A 19,946-nucleotide genomic window follows, 5' to 3' on the forward strand; every position below is an offset into this window, starting at 1 on the left:
GCGAATTAGAATCCACCATCGTCATGGTGTCTGTCCAGGTCCGCGAAGCGCGTGTAGTTGCCGTCGAAGAACAATTCAATAATGCCGATCGGACCATGACGCTGCTTGGCGATGATCACTTCGGCGATGTTGCGGCTGTCGGCCAGACGCTGGTTATGGCGTTCGACCCGTTCCTGGAATTTGTCCGGCGCTTCGTTCTGCCGTTCCGTGGGATGCTCGCGCTGCAAATAGTATTCGGGCCGGTAAATGAAGGTCACCACGTCCGCATCCTGTTCGATCGAGCCCGATTCACGCAGGTCGGAGAGCTGCGGGCGCTTGTCTTCGCGCTGTTCGACCTGACGGCTCAACTGGCTGAGCGCCAGGACGGGCACATCCAGTTCCTTCGCCAGCGTTTTCAGCCCGCGGGTAATGTCGGAGACTTCCTGCACGCGGTTGTCTGACCGTTTTTCCGGCGGTCCCTGCAGCAGCTGCAGATAGTCGACCACGATGAAGTGGAGGCCGTGCTGGCGTTTCACGCGACGCGCGCGCTGCCGCAGCCCGGTGATCGAAAGGGCTGGGGTGTCGTCGATGAACAGCGGGACCTGCGACATTTCATGCGCGGCGATGGCCAGGCGTTCGAATTCGTCATTCTCGATCTCACCGCGGCGAATCTTGTCGGAGGATACTTCCGACCGTTCCGACAGGATACGGCCGGCCAACTGCTCGGCGGACATTTCGAGCGAGAAGAACAGCACCTTGCCGCCTTCCTCCCGGACATTGCCGGCCTCGTCCTCGATCCGCTTGTAGGCCTTGGCGGCGTTGAACGCCATGTTGGTGGCCAAGGCAGTTTTTCCCATCGACGGGCGTCCGGCCAGGATCAGCAAGTCCGACCGGTGCAGACCGCCCAGCATCTGGTCGACATCCCGGAAGCCGGTGGTCACGCCGACCAGATGACTGTCCCGCTGATAGGCCTGCTCGGCCGCTTCCAGCGCGACTTCGACCGCGGTTTTCAGGGTCGTTACACCGCGATCCACTTCGCCGGTGGTGGCCAGAGTGTAGAGGCGGTGCTCGGCGCGCTCGATCTGCTTTTCGGCGACGTCGTCGATATCCTCGAGGTCATAAGCCTCATTCACGACCATCTCGCCCAGCGTGATCAACTCGCGCTTCAGGTAAAGGTCGCGGATCGTCTCCGCGTAGTCCTTCGCATTGATGACCGAGATGACATTGGCGACGAGTTCATAAAGATAGGTCGAGCCGCCGACCTCCTTCACCAGAGGGTCGGAATCCAGGATATGGGCCAGGGTCGTCGCATTCGCGACCTGCCCCTTTTCCGTCACCTGCTTGATGGCCTTGAATATGCGCTGATGCTCGGGCGCATAGAAATGTTCCGAGGACAGCAGGTCTCCGACCTGCTCGAAGGTGCGGTTGTTCCGTAGGATCGCCCCAAGCAGGGCGGCTTCCACTTCCAGGTTATGCGGGGCTTCGCGCAAGATGCGCTCGTTTCCGTCGCCTTCAACCAGGCTGTGAACGTTCTGTATCGCCGATGTCGTCATACTGTCACACTAGGCCCATCGCGCCGGTCCGTCAGGAAGAACGAATAGTGAAACGTTCCTGTGGAAAACTTGGATAACGGGGACGTTGACAATTGACCCTCGGGTCGGCCCGGACGTCCACGAGACCCTTCCACAAGAAACCGAAAGGGCGTCCCTGGATTTCTCCGGGGACGCCCCATGGACGGTAATCCGATTCGGGATCAGGCGGTTTCGCCTTCGTCCCCTTCCGTCGCTTCGCCTTCGGCTTCCGCTGCTTCCGCCGCTTCGTTGGCGGCGGCGGCTTCGGCCATGGCTTCGGCATGCTCGGCGGCAATCTGCGCGGCTTCCTGCTGGTCCAGCAGGGCAGCCGTCAGAACCGCCGGCTCACCGCGTGCGACGCGGTCGGCCTGGGCCTGGGCTTCTTCTTCGGACTGCGCGACGTTGACCTTCACCACCTCGGTGACTTCCGGGTGCAGGCGGACGCGAATGTCGAAGATGCCGAGCGTCTTGATCGGCTTGTCCAGAACGATCTGGCCGCGCGTCACCGTAAAGCCGGCGGCGGTAACCACCTCGGCGATGTCGCGGGCATTGACCGAACCGTACAGATGGCCGGCTTCGGAGGCAGCGCGGATGATCACGACCGACAGGTCGGCCATCTTGGCGGCAACCGCCTCGGCTTCGTTGCGGCGTTCCAGGTTCTGGGCTTCCAGCTGGGCACGTTCGGTTTCGAACCGCTTGATGTTGTCAGGCGTGGCGCGAAGCGCTTTGCCCTGCGGCAACAGGTAGTTCCGGGCAAAGCCGGGCTTGACCTTAACCTGGTCGCCCATCTGGCCCAGTTTCTCGACCCGTTCCAAAAGGATGATCTGCATGATGTCGTCCCCTCTAGTTATTCAGGACGTAGGGCAGCAGACCGAGATAGCGCGCGCGCTTGATCGCCTTGGCGAGCTGACGCTGCTTCTTGATGCTGACCGCGGTGATGCGGGACGGAACAATCTTGCCGCGTTCGGAGATGAAGCGCTGCAGCAACTTCACATCCTTGTAGTCGATCGTCGGAGCGTTCGGACCGGAGAACGGGCAGGACTTCTTGCGGCGGAAAAACGGCCGCCGGCCGAATGGGCGCGTACTCATTCTTGAGCTCCTTCCGTTTGGGCAGAACGGTCTTCACGGCGCGGGCGATAGCCACGGTCGCCGCGATCTCCACGGTCACCACGATCGCCGCGGTCACCACGGTCTCCGCGATCGCCACGGCCGCGTTCTTCCCGGCGCTGCAGGACGGCGCTGGGCTCTTCCGGCAGGTCGTCGGTACGGACCGTCATGTACCGCAGGACGTCTTCGGAAAGGCGCATGACGCGTTCCATTTCCGCGACGACTTCCGGCTTGGCGTCGTAGTTGAACATGACATAGTGACCCTTCCGGTTCTTTTTGATCCGGTAGGCCAAGTTCTTCAGGCCCCAGCTTTCCCGACGGGAAATCTTGCCTTCATTGGAGGTGATGTGTTCCGCATACTGGTCGGCGAGCGTTTCCACCTGGGCGGCGGAAATGTCCTGCCGTGCGATGAACACGGTTTCATAAAAAGCCACGAGTGTATCTCCCTTCGGCTCGTTTCGATCCAGCGCAGTTTCCGGCCATTCCGGCTCTGCCGCCTGGATCCAGCCGACGGCTTGTCGGACCCCATGGTTTTGGCATTCGGGTCGCTATCCGCCGGCAAGGAGTTAAGTCACGCGGAAACTCTCTTCGGCGCGACCGGCGGCTTATACGGGCTGCACCCTGCCGATGCAAGCCCTAAATCCCGGATTTCCGCGCTTTGTCGCGTGTGTGGGGCAAAGAAAAAGGGAGCGCCGAAGCGCTCCCTTATCACCTTCGTAGCGGCCTTGGCGGCGTTTACAGGTTCTCTACGTTGATGCCGAGGGTGATGGCGCCGATCGGCTTGCCGTCGGTGGGGTCCACGACGGTTGCGCTGACCTGGGACTGGAAGGTTTGCGAACTGTCGTCGAATTCCACCTCATCGACGAAAACCGCGTCCGGTCCGGCTTGGTAGGTTTTCTGCCACTTGCCTTCGTCACCCTGCATGTAGTCGGAGGTCACGTCGCTCTGGCCGACATTCAATCCCTTGTTATCCATCACGAAGATTTCGCTGAAAATGCCGTTCGAGCCTTCCTTCTTGCCGGTCAGGAATTTGGAGATGTCCTTGCCGAGCACGCGGTTGATCAACTCGCCGCCGCCGGCCTCTGCTTCGGCGCGCCACTTCTTGTCCAGCGCGTCGATATCCGCGTCACCGAGGTTGGCGTGTTCCGTGTTCTGGGCTTTGACCGCATCCACAATAGCGGGGTCGCTGAGCCAGGTTCGGACCTGGTTGTTCAAAATATCCAATATTTGCGCTTCGAATTCATTCGCCAGGGCGCTGGTCGCCGACATGCAGACCAGAATTCCCGAAAAAGCAACGCCTAAGATTTTGTTTTTCATAAGTTTTCCTCCGCTTTCGAGTCGTGTGGTTGTTCTTTAGATGCGTGTTTCCTGATGTTTTTTTCGCACATTTTCGTAAACGGATAATTAATGTTGATGCATCAGAATGATGAAAAATATCGACAAAAGTCTGGAGGGAATCCCATGCGCATAGGTCCGAAGTTAGGGCTTGGTTTCGCGGCGGTGCTTGTCTTGACCGGCGTGATCGGCGCGGTCGGTTATTCGGCGCTCGGCACCTATTCGGCCGGCGTCGGCGCACTGGATAAAGTGAGCGAACTGTCCGGTAACCTGGCCAAGGCATCGCAGACCGTCGCGGAGTTTCGCCTGTCACGATCGCCGGAGGTCGGCGAGCGGGCGGACGAGATCCTGTTGCAGGCGCTGGCTGATGCCAAAGCCCTGCAGGAGAATGCCGATGACGACGCGCTGAAGGCGGATGTTGCGCAAGCGGTTGAGGCGATTTCCGGTTTCGAGCACGCGGTTGCGAAAATGAAGGAACTGGTCGCCACCGGGAATGAATTGTCCGCGAAGGCGGATCGGGCGATGGCCGATATGGCCTCCCTGGCGGATGATATTAGCGCCGAAGCGGCGGTTTTCGCACAGCAGGCCGAAGTTGCTTTGGAAGAGGCCAATGCGCTGAGCGAGAAACGGCTTGGGACGAACGAATTTGCCAAGGAACTCGTCAATCTCGCCCTCAAAGCCCGCCAGTCAGAGACCGCCTATCGTCTGTCCTGGTCCGAAGAGGATCTTCAGGCCACCAACGACTTCACAAAAGGTATGTTTCTAACGGCCCTGCGCATGAAAAAGGCGACGAAAGGCTCGGAAGAGGAAGCGATCGCCGCCAAGATCGCCGATGCGGTCAATGTGTACCGGAAATCTTTTCAAGCTTTGACCAAAGCCTTCACGGCCGCGTCCGATCCGACCGAGGCACAGGAAAACCTGCGGAAATCGAGTACCAAGATCGGCGCCTTCACGGATGCGCTCAGCAAGCGCAACGCCAAGGCGATCGCGGAGGCGACGGCGCAGGCGGAGGACAGTCGCGCGACCATGGCGCGCATGTCCGCGTTGCGCCTTGCTTCGTCGCAACTGGTCGGCGCGGTCCGGCTTGCCGGCATCGCCCAGCGTGATCTTGTCGGTGGGGACGGGGACGCAGCAACACGGATCGAAGAGGCCCTGGATGCCGGCGCGGCGCTGACGGAAAGCGCGCAGCAATTCGCGGAAGGCACCGGCGCGACGGAAAACTTGGCCAAGTTTGCCCAGGCCATGGATGAGTTTCGGGCCCTCGCCCGGGAAACCGGCGGCGTGCTGTCGGACATCAATCAGGCCGAGGCGGTCATGACCGAGGACTTGAACCGGGCGCTATCCGCCTTCTCGCAGGTCGAAGAAATGATGACGGCCAGCCTGGAGACCACCCGCTCGAACAGCGGCACGCTGATCATCGGGGCCTGCATCGCGGCCATCGTCCTTGGTGTCGTGATCGCGCTCTTCATGGGCCGAAGCATCTCTAAGCCGCTGCACCAGATCAGCGAAGCGATGGAACGGTTGAGCAACGACGAGCTCGATGTCGAAATTCCCGGCGCGGGACGCGCGGACGAGGTCGGCGAAATGGCGGGCGCGGTCGAAGTGTTCAAGGCGCAAGCGATCGAAGTGCGTCAGCATCGTGAACAGGAAGCCGCGCGCGCAGAGGAAGCCGAGCGCGAGAAGAAGGCGAACATGATGCGCATGGCGGACGATTTCCAGAAAGCGCTGGGATCGGCTGTGGATTCGGTTCGCAACTCGGCACGAGAAATCGGCAAGTCGGCGAACCAAATGACCAGTCTCGCGGACGATACCCGCAACCAGAGCAGTTCCGCCGCGAGCGCTACCGAAGCGGCGAACGGCTCGGTTCAGGCCATGGCTGCGGCGGCGGAGGAACTCGCGGCCTCGATCGCGGATGTGAACCGTCGTGTCGGTCAATCGGCCGAGATCGCGTCCAACGCCGTTCAGGCGGCGGACAGCACGTCGGCAACAGTGGGAGAACTGGCCGATGCGAGCAATCGGATCAGCGACGTACTGACCGTCATTAACGATATTGCCGAGCAGACCAATCTGCTGGCGCTGAACGCGACGATCGAGGCGGCCCGCGCCGGCGATGCCGGAAAGGGATTCGCCGTGGTTGCGGGCGAGGTCAAGAATCTGGCCAATCAGACCGGCAAGGCGACGGAGGAAATCGCGACCCATGTGGAGGCGATGCAGCGCGTGACCAAGAACGCGGTGGATGCCATCCGCTCGATCAGCGAGACGATCCGCGAGGTTCACACCATCGCGTCCGAAATCGCATCGGCCGTGGAGCAGCAGGACGACGCGACCCGGGAAATTGCCCAAAGCGCGCAGGCTGCTTCCGGCAGCGCCGCGGGGGTCAGCCAGAATGTCGAGGTCGTGCAGCGCGCGGCCAATGACACCGGTGCGGCCGCCTCGCAAATCACCAGTGCCATCGGCGAGCTCGGTAAGAAGGCCGACGACATGGCGACCGAGTTGGAGAGTTTCCTCAACCGCGTCCGGTCCGGCTGAGCGCGCCGTAAACAGTTCGGTCTGTCCGAATTGGGGCCGGGCCACCTTGCCAACCGCGATTGAGCCGGTAAAAAGAGCGCAAGGACGGCCCCGGCCTGTGGCGCTTGCGCGGCGCAGGGGGACCAAATCATATCAAGACAAAGCGGGGGCGCTCAGATGGCGCGGGCATTCGTATTTCCCGGACAGGGATCGCAGGCGGTTGGCATGGGAGTCGAGTTGGCGGAAGCCTTCCCGGTGGCCCGGGAAACCTTCGAGGAAGTGGACGAGGCACTGCAACAGCACCTCTTCCGTCTGATGAAGGAAGGCCCCGAAGGCGATCTGACCCTGACGGAAAATGCTCAACCGGCCCTGATGGCCGTAAGCTTGGCCGCGGTGCGCGTGCTCGAAAGCGAAAGCGGCAAGTCGCTCGCCGATCTGGGCGACCTCGTCGCGGGGCACAGCCTGGGCGAATATTCCGCGCTGGCGGCGGCGCGGTCCTTCAGCCTCGCCGACGCGGCGCGGCTTTTAAAGCTGCGCGGTCAGTCGATGCAGGCCGCGGTCCCGGTAGGTGAGGGCGCGATGGCCGCCATCCTGGGGTTGGACCTCGCCGATGCGGAAGCGGTCGCGGAAGAGGCGGCGCAGGGGGAAGTCTGCAACGCCGCGAACGACAACGCGCCGGGCCAGATCGTCTTGAGCGGTGCGGCCGCTGCGATCGAGCGGGCGGTGGTGATCGCCAAGGAAAAGGGCGCCAAGCGCGCCATGCCGCTGCCGGTTTCCGCGCCGTTCCATTGCGACATGATGCAGCCCGCCGCCGAAGCGATGGCGGATGCCCTGGGCAAGGTGAACATCCAGGCGCCGTCCCTCCCGCTCGTTGCCAACGTCACGGCCGAATTCGTGACCTCGCCGGACCGCATTCGCGAATTGTTGGTTCAGCAGGTCTGCGGTCGGGTGCGCTGGCGTGAAAGCGTGCTGTTCATGAAAGGGCAAAACGTGGACACTCTGGTCGAGGTCGGCGCCGGCAAGGTGCTGACCGGGCTGGTTCGCCGCATCGACAAGGAAATGACCGGGACAGCGGTCAACACGCCTGCCGATATCGAGGCGTTCCTGGGCTCGATCTGATCGGGATCGTGAGATCTTGAGGAGGCCCGCGATAGAATCGCGTTAAGGGAGCCCTGGCGAGGCGTGCCGGGTCTTCCCGGCGATGCCAGGTAAAAGACGACATTGGAATATATAGAGAAAGCGGGAAGGTGAGTATGTTCGATCTCAGCGGCAAGACAGCACTTGTCACCGGAGCCTCCGGCGGGTTGGGGAGCGCGATCGCCAAAGCCCTGCACGGGCAGGGCGCGTCGGTCATCCTCAGCGGAACCCGGGTCGACGCCCTGGAAGCCGTCGCGGCGGAACTGGGCGATCGCACCTTCGTCGTTCCCGCCAATCTGGGCGATGCGGCAAGTCTGGACGCCTTGGCCAAACAGGCGGAAGAGGCGACCGGTCAGCTGGATATTCTGGTCAACAATGCAGGTCTCACCCGTGACAACCTCGCCATGCGGCTGAAGGACGACGATTGGGATGCGGTCCTGAATGTGAATCTGACGGCGGCTTTCCGGCTGTCCCGCGCCGTTTTGCGCGGGATGATGAAACGCCGTTGGGGCCGGATCGTCGGCATCACCTCGATCGTCGGCGTTACCGGCAATCCGGGGCAGGCGAATTATGCCGCCTCCAAGGCGGGCATGATCGGGATGTCCAAATCGCTCGCCCAGGAAGTGGCGAGCCGCGGGATCACGGTGAATTGTTTGGCCCCGGGTTTCATTGAAACGGCGATGACCGACGCGCTGGGGGAGCAGCAGCACGAGAAGCTGCTCACCGCCATTCCGGCAGGGCGCATGGGCACCCCGGCGGATATCGCGGCGGGTGTCGTGTATCTTGCGTCCGAGGAGGCATCCTATGTCACCGGGCAGACGCTGCACGTCAACGGCGGCATGGCGATGATCTGATCGCGGCGATCGGTTTGTCGTACACTTTTGTCGAACACATTCTTCGAACACTAGGCGTTGCACCTGTCCGCGACGCACCCTAGATGGGGCCGAAGACGAAGCCATGATAAGTGGGGATTTCCGGCGAATCGTGGTCTAGGAAGGTGTATCAGGCGGGGCTGGCGCGGCCCTGGCAACTGTGTTACCTAACGCGCCGTTTCGGGGATGGGTCCCCAGATATTGCGTTTCCGGGTTGCTTGTCTTGCTGTTCGCAAGTGGCTCGAGGGGGCGTTGGGATGGGGTCTCGCCGCTGCGGTCGACGTCGGCGGGGTGCTCCTAAGGATGAATAAGTAAGATCGCCCCTCTCGGGGGGCGCAGCACGAAGGATAATACGAAATGAGCGACGTTGCTGAGCGCGTGAAGAAAATTGTCGTCGAACATCTTGGCGTCGACGAATCCAAAGTCGAAGACAATGCCAGCTTCATTGACGATCTTGGCGCCGATAGCTTGGACACCGTTGAACTGGTCATGGCGTTCGAAGAAGAGTTCGGCGTGGAAATCCCGGACGATGCGGCGGAAAAGATCCTGACCGTTAAGGACGCGATCAACTTCATCGACGAAAACGCCGGCTAATAATGTCGCGGACGGGCGCGCCTGGCGTGCCCGTCGTCGCTGAGCAGGCGGAGCGGGTTAGTATGAGACGAGTAGTCGTTACCGGCCTTGGCGCCGTGACCCCACTGGGTTGCGGTGTCGATCACGTTTGGAAAAAGCTGACCGCCGGTGAGTCCGGTATCCAGTCCATCCAATCCTTCGATGTGTCCGACCTACCGGCCAAGATCGCCGGGATCGTTCCGGTCGGCGAGACATCTGAAGGCAAGTTCAACGTCGACGATTATGTCGAACGTAAAGAACAAAAGAAGATGGATACCTTCATCACCTACGCCATCGCTGCGACGGCGCAGGCCGTGAAGGATGCCGGCTGGGAACCGACCGAGGAAGAAGACCTCGACGCGACCGGCGTGATGATCGGATCGGGTATCGGCGGCCTGCAGGGGATTTCAGAAGGGACGCTGATCGTTCAGGACCGAGGGCCCCGGCGGCTGTCTCCGTTCTTCATTCCGGCGAACCTGATCAATCTGGCTTCTGGTTTCGTCTCCATCATGCACGGTTTCCGCGGCCCGAACCATTCGGTCGTCACGGCCTGCGCGACCGGCTCGCACGCGGTCGGCGATGCTGCCCGGTTGATCATGTGGGGCGATGCGGACGTTATGATCGCGGGCGGTACCGAAGCGGCTGTCTGTCGTATGGGCCTGGCCGGTTTCTCGGCCGCGCGGGCGCTTTCCACCGGCTTCAATGACGAACCGACCAAGGCCTCCCGTCCCTGGGACAAGGACCGTGACGGTTTCGTCATGGGCGAAGGCGCGGGCATCGTCGTGCTGGAAGAGTTGGAGCACGCCAAGAAACGCGGTGCGAAGATCTATGCAGAAGTCCTGGGCTATGGCCTCAGCGGTGACGCCTATCACCTGACGGCGCCGGCCGAAGACGGCAATGGCGGATTCCGGGCCATGAAGGGTGCTTTCCGGACGGCGAAGATCGATGTCGACAAGATCGACTATGTGAACGCCCATGGCACCTCGACACCGCTTGGCGACGAGATCGAACACGGCTCGGTCAAACGGATACTGGGCGACCATGCGAAGAACGTTGCGATGTCTTCGACGAAATCCGCGATCGGTCATCTTCTGGGGGCCGCAGGCGCGGTGGAAGCGATCTTCTCGATCAAGGCGATCGAAACCGGCGTATTGCCGCCCACGCTGAACCTGGAAAATCCGTCGGACGGGTGCGACATGAACCTGGTGCCGCAGACGGCGCAGGAACGCAAGGTGGACTATGCGCTGTCGAACTCCTTCGGATTTGGCGGGACGAACGCGTCCCTGATTTTCGGGCCGGCACCGTAACCGTCTTAGCGTTTACGGGACCGCGAGGGAGCGATGCGGAACCTCCTGAAAGTCCTGACCCTGATTGCGATCGCCGCCGTGCTGACAGCCGGCGGCGTTTTCGCCTGGGGGTACAGAACGTTCCATGCACCCGCCGGAAATCTCGCGCCGGTCACGGTGATCATCGAACCGGGCAGCAGCCTCAGGGCGATCGCGCGGCAGTTGGCCGAAAACGGACTGGTTCGTGACGCACGGGTTTTCGCGGTCGGTGCGCGCTTGGATCCTCGTCATACCCGTTTGACCGCCGGCGAATACCGGTTTCCGGCACAGGTTTCCGCGTTGGAGATCATCGACAAGCTCGCCCGCCATGACGTAGTCCAACATACGGTTACCATTCCCGAAGGTCTGACCAGCAGCGAAATCGTGGACCTGCTGCGCCTTCAGGAAGACCTGGTGGGCGACATTCCGGCGGTTCCGGCGGAAGGCGCCTTTCTGCCCGAGACCTATCAATACACGCGCGGTGCGACACGGCGGATGATCCTCGACCGTATGGCGGTCGGCCTGGAAGATTTGAAGACGACGTTGTGGCCCGAACGGGCCGCGGATCTGCCTTTCTCCACCTGGGAGGAAGCCTTGATCCTTGCCTCCATCGTCGAGAAGGAAACCGGCGTGGCGTCGGAAAGAGGCAAGGTCGCCGGGGTTTTCGTCAATCGGTTGAGGCGGGGGATGCGCCTGCAATCCGACCCTACCGTCTCCTACGGGATCACGCTTGGGAAACAGCCGTTGGGACGATTGCTGACGCGGACCGACCTGCGCACGCCCACGCCCTACAACACCTATGTCATCCCCGGATTGCCGCCCGCGCCGATCTGCAATCCCGGGCGGGATGCGATCGCGGCGGTGTTGAATCCGACGCCGACCACGGCGCTCTATTTCGTGGCCGACGGAACGGGCGGACATGCCTTCGCCAATACGCTTGCGGAGCATAACCGCAACGTTGCGAAGTGGCGGCGCATTCAAAAAAAGAACCAGCCATAATACCTGCAAATCAGCGGTTTCCTGAGCCTGTGACGGGGCCGTAACGGGCCTTTGAACCGAACCATCCGGCGCTTGGGTCAATTCACCTAGGCGAACGAGGGATGGATTTTTAGACTCAATCTAAATATATACGAAAGTACGAGGGTATGGTTTAGGGGGTAAAATGATGCTCCTGGCTTGGGGACTACGGCATGTCGGCGCGGCCGGTCAGGTTCCGGTAACAGGCGCGCAATACCGCGTTGGATTATTCGCGAACGGACCCGACACCGGTTGGCCGGAGGCGCCATGGATACAGTGCCTTGCATCCATGGTTCGCCGGCGGGCCCGTGGCGCTGACGGTCCTGCGTATGATCAATCCCCACAGGATATGAATGTCCCCGCCGTCATTTCCAGGAAGTGAGGACGAGCAGTGCTATTACGTCTTTTCGATACATATGTTCAGCGGGGATGCCTGACAGTCACGATGCCGAACGGTGAAAGGCGCACGTTCGACCGTGAACCGATCGAGGGCATAGATCCGGCCTCGATCCGTATCCTGCGCGAACCCGGTGCCTTTTCGCTATTGTCGAGTCCCCATATCGCCATCGCCGAAGCTTATGTGAATGGCGATCTGGTGGTGGAGGAAGGAACGCTGCGCGATTTCCTGTTCATCATGGGCTTGAGTGCGATGGTCCATGACGAAGGAAAATTCGCCTCCTTCAGTCGTTTCGTCCATTCGATCGTCGCCGGATGGCAGCATTACAATCCCGTGCATCGTTCCAAGGCGAATGTCGCCCATCACTATGACCTCTCGGGGGAGTTGTACGACCAGTTCCTGGACGAACACCGGCAATATTCCTGTGCCTATTTCGAAGGGAACGAAACCTTGGAGCAGGCGCAGGAAAAGAAGATGCATCATATTGCGAGAAAACTTCTGATCGAGCCTGGCATGAAGGTTCTCGATATTGGCAGCGGATGGGGCGGATTGGGGCTGTTCCTGACCAAGAATTACGGTGCTGAGGTTTATGGCGTGACCCTGTCGGAGGAACAGCACGCGTGGTCGAATAAATGGGCGAGCGAGCAGGGATTGTCCGACAAGGCGGTCTTCGATCTGAAGGACTATCGTCTGGTCGAGGGGCAATTCGACAGGATTGTTTCCGTCGGTATGTTCGAGCATGTCGGACAGTTCCATTATGACGAGTATTTCGCGAAGGTGCGCTCGCTGCTGGCACAGGACGGCGTGGCGCTAATACACACGATAGGTCATATGGGTCCACCTGAGCCGATCAGCCCTTGGATCCGGAAGTACATTTTTCCGGGGGCCTATCTACCCAGCCTTTCGCAGATCGGGCGCGCCGTTGAAAGAAGCCGCCTGTGGCTTGGGGATTTCGAGAATCTGCGCCTGCACTACGCCAAGACGCTCGCTTTGTGGAATGACAGGTTTCAGCGCAACAAGGAGCGCGTGAAGGACCTGTACGATGAAAAATTCTGCCGGATGTGGGAACTCTACCTGATTTCCTGCGAAATGGCCTTCACCGGGCAGTCGTTGTCGGTCTTCCAGTTGCAGTTATCGCAGAAGATCGACGCCGTGCCGATCACCCGCCGGTATCTCTATACGGACAACTGAGGCGGCGCGCTGAGCCCCGCAGTCTACGGCACTGTCATGCCTTCGCGGGCAAGCGGCTCAACAGACGGACAGCCAAGCCTGGCGGCAGGACGGATAACAGACTGACCATCCAATACATTGGCCATGGAAAGGCGATGACAGTTCTATTCTGCCGTAGGCCTTTCAGGATGACCCTGGCGGCCTTTTCTGCATCCATCAGAAAGGGCATTGGAAACTCGTTCACGTCCGTCATGCGGGATTTCACGAATCCGGGACAGATTGCGCTGACACCGATGCCCTCCGCGGCCAAGGCGCCGCGCAATGCTTCGGCATAGGTTTTCACACTGGCTTTCGAGGCGCTATAGGCGGGGGCGCCGGGAAATCCGCGCAGGGCGGCGAGCGAGCTCATCACCGCAACCTGGCCATGGCGGCGCGGACGCATCCGGTCAATTGCCGGATGGATCGTGTTCATGACGCCGGTGACATTGACATCGAATATCTCGCGCGCTTGGGCATCGCTTTCGCCGCCACCGCCGGTGCCGCCGGAAATGCCCGCATTGGCAATGACGAGATCCAGCGGTTGGATCTCGTCCGCCTGTACGATGAAGCTCGCCATGGCGCCACGGTCCTGCACGTCGAGAACCGCGGCGGTAACGTCCGCCCCTTTGTCGCGGCATTCCTGAGCGACGGCGTTGAGGCGCGTCGCGTTCCGTCCGGTCAGCCACAGATGTCTGCCGGGACCGGCGGCGGCCAGCGCCAAGGCCTCACCCAGGCCACTGGATGCACCGGTAATCAGAATACTGTCGAAATCGCGTGCCATTGGACTCCTTATCTGGCGCTGAAACGGCGAAGTTTGCCTTTTGCACTGCCTCCGCGTCGGCTAACTGTACGGAGGCGGCGTGCCGCGAGAAAGAGTGAAGTGGATCAGGACATGGCCAAGGGTCGAAATCAGGTTGCAAGCATGACGGGGTTCGGACGCGCGGAAGGCGCGGACGACAAGTACCGCTGGGCCTGGGAATTGCGCAGCGTCAACGGGCGCGGTCTGGATATGCGTCTTCGGGTCGGTATGGGCTTCGAAAGACTGGACCCGGAAATCCGCAAACGCCTCAGCACGGCGTTCAAGCGCGGGTCGCTGACCGCGTCTCTCGATGTGCGCGCCCTCGGAGAGGTTTCCTCCGCGACCGTCAACCACACGCTTTTGAGCGAGTTGGAGCAATTGTGCCGTGACCGGGGGCAGGAACCGGCCCTGGATCGGCTGTTGGGCGTCCGCGGTGTCGTCGACAGCGCCGAGGATAGGAACGCAGCGGCCGAGGATGAAGCGCGTTGCAAGGCCGTTCTCGGAACGCTGGACGAGGCAATCCGCGCGATGACTGAGGCCCGCCGTGTCGAAGGCGTGGAGACGGAACGGCATTTGAGCGCCAGAGTGGACGAAATCGCCGACCTCGTCGCGCAGGCGAATGGCCTGGATTCGACCCGTCTGCCGGCGATCCGAGACCGATTGATGGCACAGATCGACGAATTGCTGGCAAACGCCCGTGATCTCAACCGCGACCGCCTGGAACAGGAAGCAGCGATGTTAGCCACTAAGGCGGATATCCGTGAGGAACTGGATCGGCTGTCGGCGCATGTGGAACAGGCCCGCTCGCTGCTGTCGGCCGGCGGTCCGGTGGGGCGGAAGCTCGATTTTCTGACCCAGGAATTCAATAGGGAAGCCAACACCCTGTGCAGTAAGTCGTCGGATACGGAACTCACCAATATCGGCCTGGCCATGAAGGCCGCAATCGACCAGATGCGCGAACAGGCGGCAAACCTGGAATAGGGCACGCGGATTGCCGAAAGGCGGCTGAATCGCCTATATCGGCGTGACTGAAATCGACGCTTCACGTGGCGGGAGAAAACTGCAATGTCCGATGGCGCCAAGCCGTTCCAGATAGAGCGCCGTGGTTTGATGCTGGTCCTGTCGTCACCGTCAGGCGCCGGGAAGTCTACGATTTCACGTTCAATCCTTGCATCCGACCCCGACATTTCCATGTCCGTCTCGGTCACGACACGACCGAAGCGCCCCGGTGAAGTCGCCGGGCGCGATTATCATTTCGTCGACAAGACCGAATTCGATCTGATGGCCAACCGTGGCGAATTGCTCGAATTCGCCAAGGTGTTCGATCACTATTACGGGACGCCCAAGGGACCGGTGATGGACGCACTGGGCGAGGGCCGCGACGTGATGTTCGATATCGACTGGCAGGGCACGCAGCAGCTCGCCGAGCAGGCGGAAGACGACATGGTGCGGATCTTCATCCTGCCGCCCTCGACGGCCGAGTTGGAACGCCGCCTGCACGCGCGGGCGCAGGACCCGCCCGAAGTGGTCGCCCGCCGCATGGACAAGGCGGCCGACGAGATGAGCCACTATCCGGAATATGACTGGGTGATCGTCAATTACGATATCGAGAAAAGCGTCGAACAAGTGCGTTCGATCCTGCAATCGGAGCGGTTGCGTCGGCGCAGGCAGGTCGGGTTGGGCGAGTTCGTGAAAGGGCTTCGGGCCGGTCGCTGAGCCTTTGCGGCTTACTTACGCTTTCAGCAATGCCTCGAAGGCTTCCGTCAGCCGACCGAACCCTTCGATATCAATGGTTTCCGCGCGTAGGGACCCATCGATGCCCGACCGTTCCAGCAAGGAATCGACGGGCACGCCGAGTTGCTTCAACGACCGCCGCAGGGTCTTGCGTCGCTGCCCGAAGGCGGCGGCGGTGACCCGTTGCAGCAGGTCCATCCGGCCGGGAAAGGGCACCTCGTCATAGGGGACCAGTTGGACGACGGCTGAATCGACCTTGGGGGGCGGTGTGAAGGCACGGGCGGGCAGGGTGAACAGATAATCGGTGCGGCAACGCCAGTTGCACAGAACGGACAGACGCCCGTAGTGATCCGTGCCGGGTGTCGCCGTGATCCGCTCCGCTACTTCCTTCTGGAACATGAGAGTCATGGAGGCGATCGCCTCCGCCTTCTCCAGCCAGCCGACAAGCAGGGGCGTGCCGACGTTGTAGGGCAGGTTCGAGATAATCTTGACGGGCGGCGCGCCGATTGCGGCGAAATCCACCTTCAAGGCATCTTCATTCAGCAGCGTCATCCGCCCCGCCGCCGCCGCGACCAGGGGGGCGAGGGCGGCCATGCATCGCTCATCCTTTTCGATCGCGATCAGGCGGTCGGCACCGGCCATCAGGATGGCCCGGGTCAAGCCGCCCGGGCCGGGGCCGACTTCGACGGTCGTTCCCGTGGTGAGGTCTCCTGCGGCGCGGGCGATCTTCAATGTCAGATTGAGGTCCAACAGGAAGTGCTGGCCAAGCCCTTTGCGGGCCGCCAAACCGTGTTCGGCGATCACGTCCCGTAAAGGGGGAAGGGATTGGACCGGATCACTCAACGTGCCTCTCCCTCGGCTCGGACCGTTCGCGATGCCCTGCCGGCATGAGACGGACCTAGAGCCGAATGTCGATAAAGGCTTCCCGACGCAAGTCGCGCATATACCGGCGCTGCAACAGTTCCATGCGGTCGGATCCGATCTTGTTGATGATCTGATCGCGGGAGGGCAGGGCGCCGCCGGTATCGTCGCGCGAACAGACCGTCAGCATCAGGGCGGCGCGCTGCGTCGCCACGGGGACGGAGGTTTGTCCGGGTTGGAGGTTCGCGAGCGCTTCCTGCAGATTGGGCGACATGTCGCCCAGCCTGATTTCGTCGGCCGCCACACCGGTCGCGCCTTCGACCTGGGACGCGACCGCTTCCGCATCCTCGCATGAGCCGATGGAGGGACGGATCTGTTCCAGCAGGTCGATCATCGCCTGCTGCTGTTCGTCCGAACTATTGGCCGCCAGCGGCAGGGCGATTTGATAAATGCTCAGTTTCGAATCGCCGACCGAGATACTCCGCTGCCGTATCTCGGCGACCCTCAGGATATAGAAACCTGAAAAGGTCTTGATCGGATCGCTGATCTGACCGGCACCCAGATTTCGGACATCTTCCTGCAGTTCGGGCGGCATCTGGGAGACGCTGACCCAGCCGACCTCGCCGCCTTCCGACGCCGAATTGCTTTGTGAGAAAGCGCGGGCCAGGCCTGAGAATTCGGCGCCTTCGCGGGCTTGCTGCACGATCCTTTCCGCGGTCTGCAGCGTTTCTTCTTCCTGATCGGGAGAGTTCAGGGTCAGGAATATTTCCTGCAACCGCTTCTGCGGTTCGTTCAACGACTCCCTGAGCCGGTCGAGCGTTTCATCGACTTCCTCGTCGGTGACTTCGACCTGCCGGCGCAATTGTCGACGCGCGACCTTGCCCCAGGCGAGGGAGGCCTTGATCAGACTTCTGACCGCATTGGGGTCGACGTTCCGTTGGGTCAATTGAGCGAGGAATTGATCCATCGAGAGATTGTTGCGCGAGGCCAGGCCTTCGATTTCCTGGTCGATTTCACGATCCGTGACACGGATGCCCAGTCGATCCGCTTCCTGCAGACGCAGCCGTTCGTCGACCATCTCGCGCAGGACCTGTTGAATGATCCGGCGCTGATTCTGGTTGTCGACCTTGATGCCGGTCGTCAAGACGACCCAGCGGACGCGGCTTTCCAGGTCATATACCGAAATCAGATCATCGTTAACGATCGCGGCGATCCGCATGGTGTTTTGTTGCGCCCAGGCGCCGGCGGGGGGCAGCATGGCGGCAAGTGCCACGGCCAGGCCAAGGGCGTTCAGTAATCTTCGGATACTCGGCATTAGAACAATTCCGTTTCCACGCCGCCCACGGTCTTGAAGGTCAGGCGCACGACAAATTCATCGATTTCATCCAAGTCGGTGGAACTCGTATAGGTTCTGCGCAGACTTGCATCGAAGCGAAAACACTCATCTTCATATGTCAGCACGGCGCTGTGTTCCAGAGGCTCGATGTCGTTGATCAGGTCCTGCCGCGTGAACAGGGAGACACGCCAATTGTCGTCCCACTGTGCGTTCATGCTGAGCAAAAGCTCGTCCAATTGGGCGACATCGTCCACTGTGCCTTCCCGCAGGAAAGTGTAGTTCGCGCCGAAACTCAGGGCCGAAGAGCCGATCGAGGTGCCGACCTCGCTTCGGTTGACTTCGCCGTTATCTTCATCAATCCGGAACCGGTAGAACAGGTCGACATAGCGGCTCGGGCGCAGGTCGACGCGGCCGACGATATCCGAGGTGCCGTTCTCCAACCCTGTCTCCGCCTCCAGCACATTGTCGGTGGTGAATTTGTGGCTTTGTCCGACGAAGGCCGACAGGGAGCCGCCGGTTTCGAAATAGCGGGCGGCGCGCAGGCCATAGGCCAATCGTGTGCCGCCTTCGACCCGGTCCAGGCCGGGCGTCCGGTTCTGGTCCAACAGGTTGGTCTCGTCGAGTTCCACGACAACACTGTCGTCGTTGGATATGCCGGGCGAGTTTCCGCCATCCGGGGAAACCAACAGGGCGACGATGGGCTCTACGACGGTTTGTCCGCTGCTGTCGTGGCGCACGAAGGGATAGCGCCAGTCGATCTTCAATTCCGGCCGAATGCGCCCGTCGAACCCGTCCTCGGTGCGCCGGCCGGCTTCGTCCGTGGCGATGAAGTGGTTCGTGTTGTAGGCATCCATGCGAAGATTGGTCTCGATCGTAGTGACGAAACCGATCGGCGACGTGATGGGGATCTCGTAGCCGATATCGACGGACAGGCGTTGGTTCTCCGACTTGTCCTCCTGATAGAGGTAACGGAAGTTACTGTCCAACGACCAGCGGCCGCCGAAGTCGTCGATATCGCCGAGGCCCTTATACTCTAGCAGCGGAAAGACGACCGGCGAATCCGGGCGCTGGCCCAGGCGGGTATCCTGGAAGAGATAGCCGTTCGCCGCCATGTAGTTGCGGCGGTTGAACCCCTCGATGAAGGCGTTGCTCTCCAGCGTCGTGCTGCTCGGTCCGAAGAAATTGAAACGGCGCAGATAGGTCTGGTCGGTCGAGCGTTCGACGTCGAACCCGGCGCGCCACTGGTCGTCGATATCGAAACGGGCATCCGAGAAGACGTGGCCGCGGAACTGGTCCTTGCGGTTCTCGATGAAGAAGGGGCTGCCGACCTCGCGGTCCGCGACCGCCGCGCTGCCGGAGATGTTGAATTCACCGTTGATGAAGCGCTGCCGGTATTCGCCGGAATAAACGATGCCTTCGTCGCTGGTGAAGACCGGGTCGATCGTCGCGTCCTTGTCATCCGCGATGGCCCAGAAGAACGGCGCACGGAAGAAACTGCCGACATTCGAATTGGCGCCGAATTCGGGAAACAGGAAACCCGTTTCGCGTTTCACGGTGGGGTCGGGATGTTCGAAATAGGGCGTGTAGGCGACCGGAATTCCCCACATTTCCAGGGATGCGTTCCGGTATTCGATCTTCCGCGCCTTCTGATCGTGGATGACACGTTCGGCCTTGATCTGCCATAGCGGCGACCGGTCCGGATCGTCCGCGCAAACGGAGCAGGGAGAGTAGATCGCCTTGGCCAGTTCCGTGGTATTGCCGCCCGTCCGACGGGCGCCGTTCGCGACCACTCGGGCATTGTCGGTCAGAAGCAGGCGGATCTCCTTGATCACGCCGTCCTTCATCTCATTGGTCAGTTCGACGTAGTCCGCGAAAATGACTTCGCCGGTCGGTTCCAGAAGTTTGATGTTGCCGTTCGCGGTGACCGTTTCGGTCTTCTGATTGAAACTGACCGTATCCGCCAGCAATACCCGTTCGCCCTGCATGATCTCGACATTGCCGCGCGCGGTGACGATTCCCAATTCACGGTCATGCGTCAGTTCGTTGGCGGTAAACAGAACAGGGCCTGTGCCGAGTTGCTGCGCCAGGGCTGTGGAGCCGCCTGTTGTCGACATGACGATCGCGCTGCAGAAAAGAAGCAGCACGGC

18 protein-coding genes are annotated in these 19,946 nt (G+C 61.1%); 9 read left to right on the forward strand and 9 right to left on the reverse strand.

Features of this window, described 5'->3' with window-relative positions; all coding sequences use genetic code 11:
- Positions 1-5 precede the first annotated feature (5 nt).
- The 5 genes from ACQK2G_RS04935 to ACQK2G_RS04955 all read right to left on the reverse strand — a co-directional run bounded on the left by ACQK2G_RS04935 (position 6) and on the right by ACQK2G_RS04955 (position 3,974).
- Entirely contained in the window at positions 6-1,532 is a 1,527-nt protein-coding gene (locus ACQK2G_RS04935) for a replicative DNA helicase (protein WP_425403913.1), read from the reverse strand.
- 200 nt (positions 1,533-1,732) lie between these two features.
- Positions 1,733-2,380, reverse strand: coding sequence for a 50S ribosomal protein L9 (gene rplI / locus ACQK2G_RS04940; protein ID WP_425403914.1), 648 nt, complete (start codon positions 2,378-2,380; stop codon positions 1,733-1,735).
- Between the two features lie 13 nt (positions 2,381-2,393).
- Positions 2,394-2,639, reverse strand: coding sequence for a 30S ribosomal protein S18 (rpsR, locus tag ACQK2G_RS04945; RefSeq protein WP_425403915.1), 246 nt, complete (start codon positions 2,637-2,639; stop codon positions 2,394-2,396).
- Entirely contained in the window at positions 2,636-3,091 is a 456-nt protein-coding gene (gene rpsF / locus ACQK2G_RS04950; RefSeq protein ID WP_425403916.1) for a 30S ribosomal protein S6, read from the reverse strand. Before rpsF ends, rpsR begins: the two co-directional genes overlap by 4 nt.
- A gap of 301 nt (positions 3,092-3,392) precedes the next feature.
- A complete protein-coding gene (locus ACQK2G_RS04955) occupies positions 3,393-3,974 on the reverse strand; it encodes a hypothetical protein (RefSeq protein WP_425403917.1) in 582 nt (193 codons plus the stop codon).
- A gap of 144 nt (positions 3,975-4,118) precedes the next feature.
- On the opposite strand from ACQK2G_RS04955, the gene ACQK2G_RS04960 reads away from it, so the two are divergent.
- The 7 genes from ACQK2G_RS04960 to ACQK2G_RS04990 all read left to right on the forward strand — a co-directional run bounded on the left by ACQK2G_RS04960 (position 4,119) and on the right by ACQK2G_RS04990 (position 13,051).
- Positions 4,119-6,521 carry a methyl-accepting chemotaxis protein gene (locus ACQK2G_RS04960; protein WP_425403918.1) on the forward strand — a complete coding sequence of 801 codons (2,403 nt, stop codon included), beginning with the start codon at positions 4,119-4,121 and terminating at the stop codon, positions 6,519-6,521.
- A 156-nt stretch (positions 6,522-6,677) separates the two neighbouring features.
- A complete protein-coding gene (gene fabD / locus ACQK2G_RS04965; RefSeq protein ID WP_425403919.1) occupies positions 6,678-7,619 on the forward strand; it encodes an ACP S-malonyltransferase in 942 nt (313 codons plus the stop codon).
- A 134-nt stretch (positions 7,620-7,753) separates the two neighbouring features.
- The gene (gene fabG, locus ACQK2G_RS04970) at positions 7,754-8,491 is read left to right on the forward strand and encodes a 3-oxoacyl-[acyl-carrier-protein] reductase (RefSeq protein WP_425403920.1); all 738 of its coding nucleotides are present in this window, start codon (positions 7,754-7,756) and stop codon (positions 8,489-8,491) included.
- A 375-nt stretch (positions 8,492-8,866) separates the two neighbouring features.
- Positions 8,867-9,103, forward strand: a complete 237-nt coding sequence (locus tag ACQK2G_RS04975; protein WP_425403921.1) for an acyl carrier protein — start codon at positions 8,867-8,869, stop codon at positions 9,101-9,103.
- 62 nt (positions 9,104-9,165) lie between these two features.
- Positions 9,166-10,428, forward strand: a complete 1,263-nt coding sequence (fabF, locus tag ACQK2G_RS04980) for a beta-ketoacyl-ACP synthase II (RefSeq protein WP_425403922.1) — start codon at positions 9,166-9,168, stop codon at positions 10,426-10,428.
- 33 nt (positions 10,429-10,461) lie between these two features.
- Positions 10,462-11,445: an endolytic transglycosylase MltG gene (mltG, locus tag ACQK2G_RS04985; protein WP_425403923.1), complete on the forward strand. Its 984-nt coding sequence runs from the start codon at positions 10,462-10,464 to the stop codon at positions 11,443-11,445.
- Between the two features lie 409 nt (positions 11,446-11,854).
- On the forward strand, positions 11,855-13,051 hold the full coding sequence (locus tag ACQK2G_RS04990) for a class I SAM-dependent methyltransferase (RefSeq protein WP_425403924.1): 1,197 nt from the start codon (positions 11,855-11,857) through the stop codon (positions 13,049-13,051).
- Positions 13,052-13,085: 34 nt separating this feature from the next.
- Here the strand turns inward: ACQK2G_RS04990 and ACQK2G_RS04995 are convergent, their stop codons facing one another.
- Complete coding sequence (locus ACQK2G_RS04995) at positions 13,086-13,850, reverse strand: SDR family NAD(P)-dependent oxidoreductase (RefSeq protein ID WP_425403925.1); 765 nt, start codon at positions 13,848-13,850, stop codon at positions 13,086-13,088.
- 141 nt (positions 13,851-13,991) lie between these two features.
- Here ACQK2G_RS04995 and ACQK2G_RS05000 point away from each other — a divergent pair, with 141 nt between their 5' ends.
- Both ACQK2G_RS05000 and gmk read left to right on the forward strand, forming a co-directional pair.
- Positions 13,992-14,849: a YicC/YloC family endoribonuclease gene (locus ACQK2G_RS05000; protein ID WP_425403926.1), complete on the forward strand. Its 858-nt coding sequence runs from the start codon at positions 13,992-13,994 to the stop codon at positions 14,847-14,849.
- 84 nt (positions 14,850-14,933) lie between these two features.
- Positions 14,934-15,584 carry a guanylate kinase gene (gene gmk / locus ACQK2G_RS05005; RefSeq protein WP_425403927.1) on the forward strand — a complete coding sequence of 217 codons (651 nt, stop codon included), beginning with the start codon at positions 14,934-14,936 and terminating at the stop codon, positions 15,582-15,584.
- 15 nt (positions 15,585-15,599) lie between these two features.
- On the opposite strand, the gene rsmA is transcribed toward gmk, so the two are convergent.
- From rsmA to ACQK2G_RS05020, 3 genes are read right to left on the reverse strand one after another with little or no spacing between them, the layout of a single operon-like run.
- Positions 15,600-16,445, reverse strand: a complete 846-nt coding sequence (rsmA, locus tag ACQK2G_RS05010; RefSeq protein ID WP_425403928.1) for a 16S rRNA (adenine(1518)-N(6)/adenine(1519)-N(6))-dimethyltransferase RsmA — start codon at positions 16,443-16,445, stop codon at positions 15,600-15,602.
- 55 nt (positions 16,446-16,500) lie between these two features.
- Complete coding sequence (locus ACQK2G_RS05015) at positions 16,501-17,778, reverse strand: peptidylprolyl isomerase (RefSeq protein WP_425403929.1); 1,278 nt, start codon at positions 17,776-17,778, stop codon at positions 16,501-16,503.
- Entirely contained in the window at positions 17,778-19,943 is a 2,166-nt protein-coding gene (locus ACQK2G_RS05020) for an LPS-assembly protein LptD (RefSeq protein ID WP_425403930.1), read from the reverse strand. The genes ACQK2G_RS05015 and ACQK2G_RS05020 overlap by 1 nt, the downstream gene beginning before the upstream one ends.
- Positions 19,944-19,946: the final 3 nt, after the last annotated feature.

Origin of the sequence: Hwanghaeella sp. (assembly GCF_965227365.1) — a bacterium.
GTDB lineage: Bacteria > Pseudomonadota > Alphaproteobacteria > UBA8366 > Aestuariispiraceae > Hwanghaeella.

What these genes read in the sequence shown, in the direction of transcription:
- ACQK2G_RS04935 (WP_425403913.1), bottom strand. Translation starts at nt 1,532, where the DNA reads ATGACGACATCGGCGATACAGAACGTTCACAGCCTGGTTGAAGGCGAC.
- rplI (WP_425403914.1), bottom strand. Translation starts at nt 2,380, where the DNA reads ATGCAGATCATCCTTTTGGAACGGGTCGAGAAACTGGGCCAGATGGGC.
- rpsR (WP_425403915.1), bottom strand. Translation starts at nt 2,639, where the DNA reads ATGAGTACGCGCCCATTCGGCCGGCGGCCGTTTTTCCGCCGCAAGAAG.
- ACQK2G_RS04955 (WP_425403917.1), bottom strand. Translation starts at nt 3,974, where the DNA reads ATGAAAAACAAAATCTTAGGCGTTGCTTTTTCGGGAATTCTGGTCTGC.
- ACQK2G_RS04960 (WP_425403918.1), top strand. Translation starts at nt 4,119, where the DNA reads ATGCGCATAGGTCCGAAGTTAGGGCTTGGTTTCGCGGCGGTGCTTGTC.
- fabD (WP_425403919.1), top strand. Translation starts at nt 6,678, where the DNA reads ATGGCGCGGGCATTCGTATTTCCCGGACAGGGATCGCAGGCGGTTGGC.
- fabG (WP_425403920.1), top strand. Translation starts at nt 7,754, where the DNA reads ATGTTCGATCTCAGCGGCAAGACAGCACTTGTCACCGGAGCCTCCGGC.
- ACQK2G_RS04975 (WP_425403921.1), top strand. Translation starts at nt 8,867, where the DNA reads ATGAGCGACGTTGCTGAGCGCGTGAAGAAAATTGTCGTCGAACATCTT.
- fabF (WP_425403922.1), top strand. Translation starts at nt 9,166, where the DNA reads ATGAGACGAGTAGTCGTTACCGGCCTTGGCGCCGTGACCCCACTGGGT.
- mltG (WP_425403923.1), top strand. Translation starts at nt 10,462, where the DNA reads ATGCGGAACCTCCTGAAAGTCCTGACCCTGATTGCGATCGCCGCCGTG.
- ACQK2G_RS04995 (WP_425403925.1), bottom strand. Translation starts at nt 13,850, where the DNA reads ATGGCACGCGATTTCGACAGTATTCTGATTACCGGTGCATCCAGTGGC.
- ACQK2G_RS05000 (WP_425403926.1), top strand. Translation starts at nt 13,992, where the DNA reads ATGACGGGGTTCGGACGCGCGGAAGGCGCGGACGACAAGTACCGCTGG.
- gmk (WP_425403927.1), top strand. Translation starts at nt 14,934, where the DNA reads ATGTCCGATGGCGCCAAGCCGTTCCAGATAGAGCGCCGTGGTTTGATG.
- ACQK2G_RS05015 (WP_425403929.1), bottom strand. Translation starts at nt 17,778, where the DNA reads ATGCCGAGTATCCGAAGATTACTGAACGCCCTTGGCCTGGCCGTGGCA.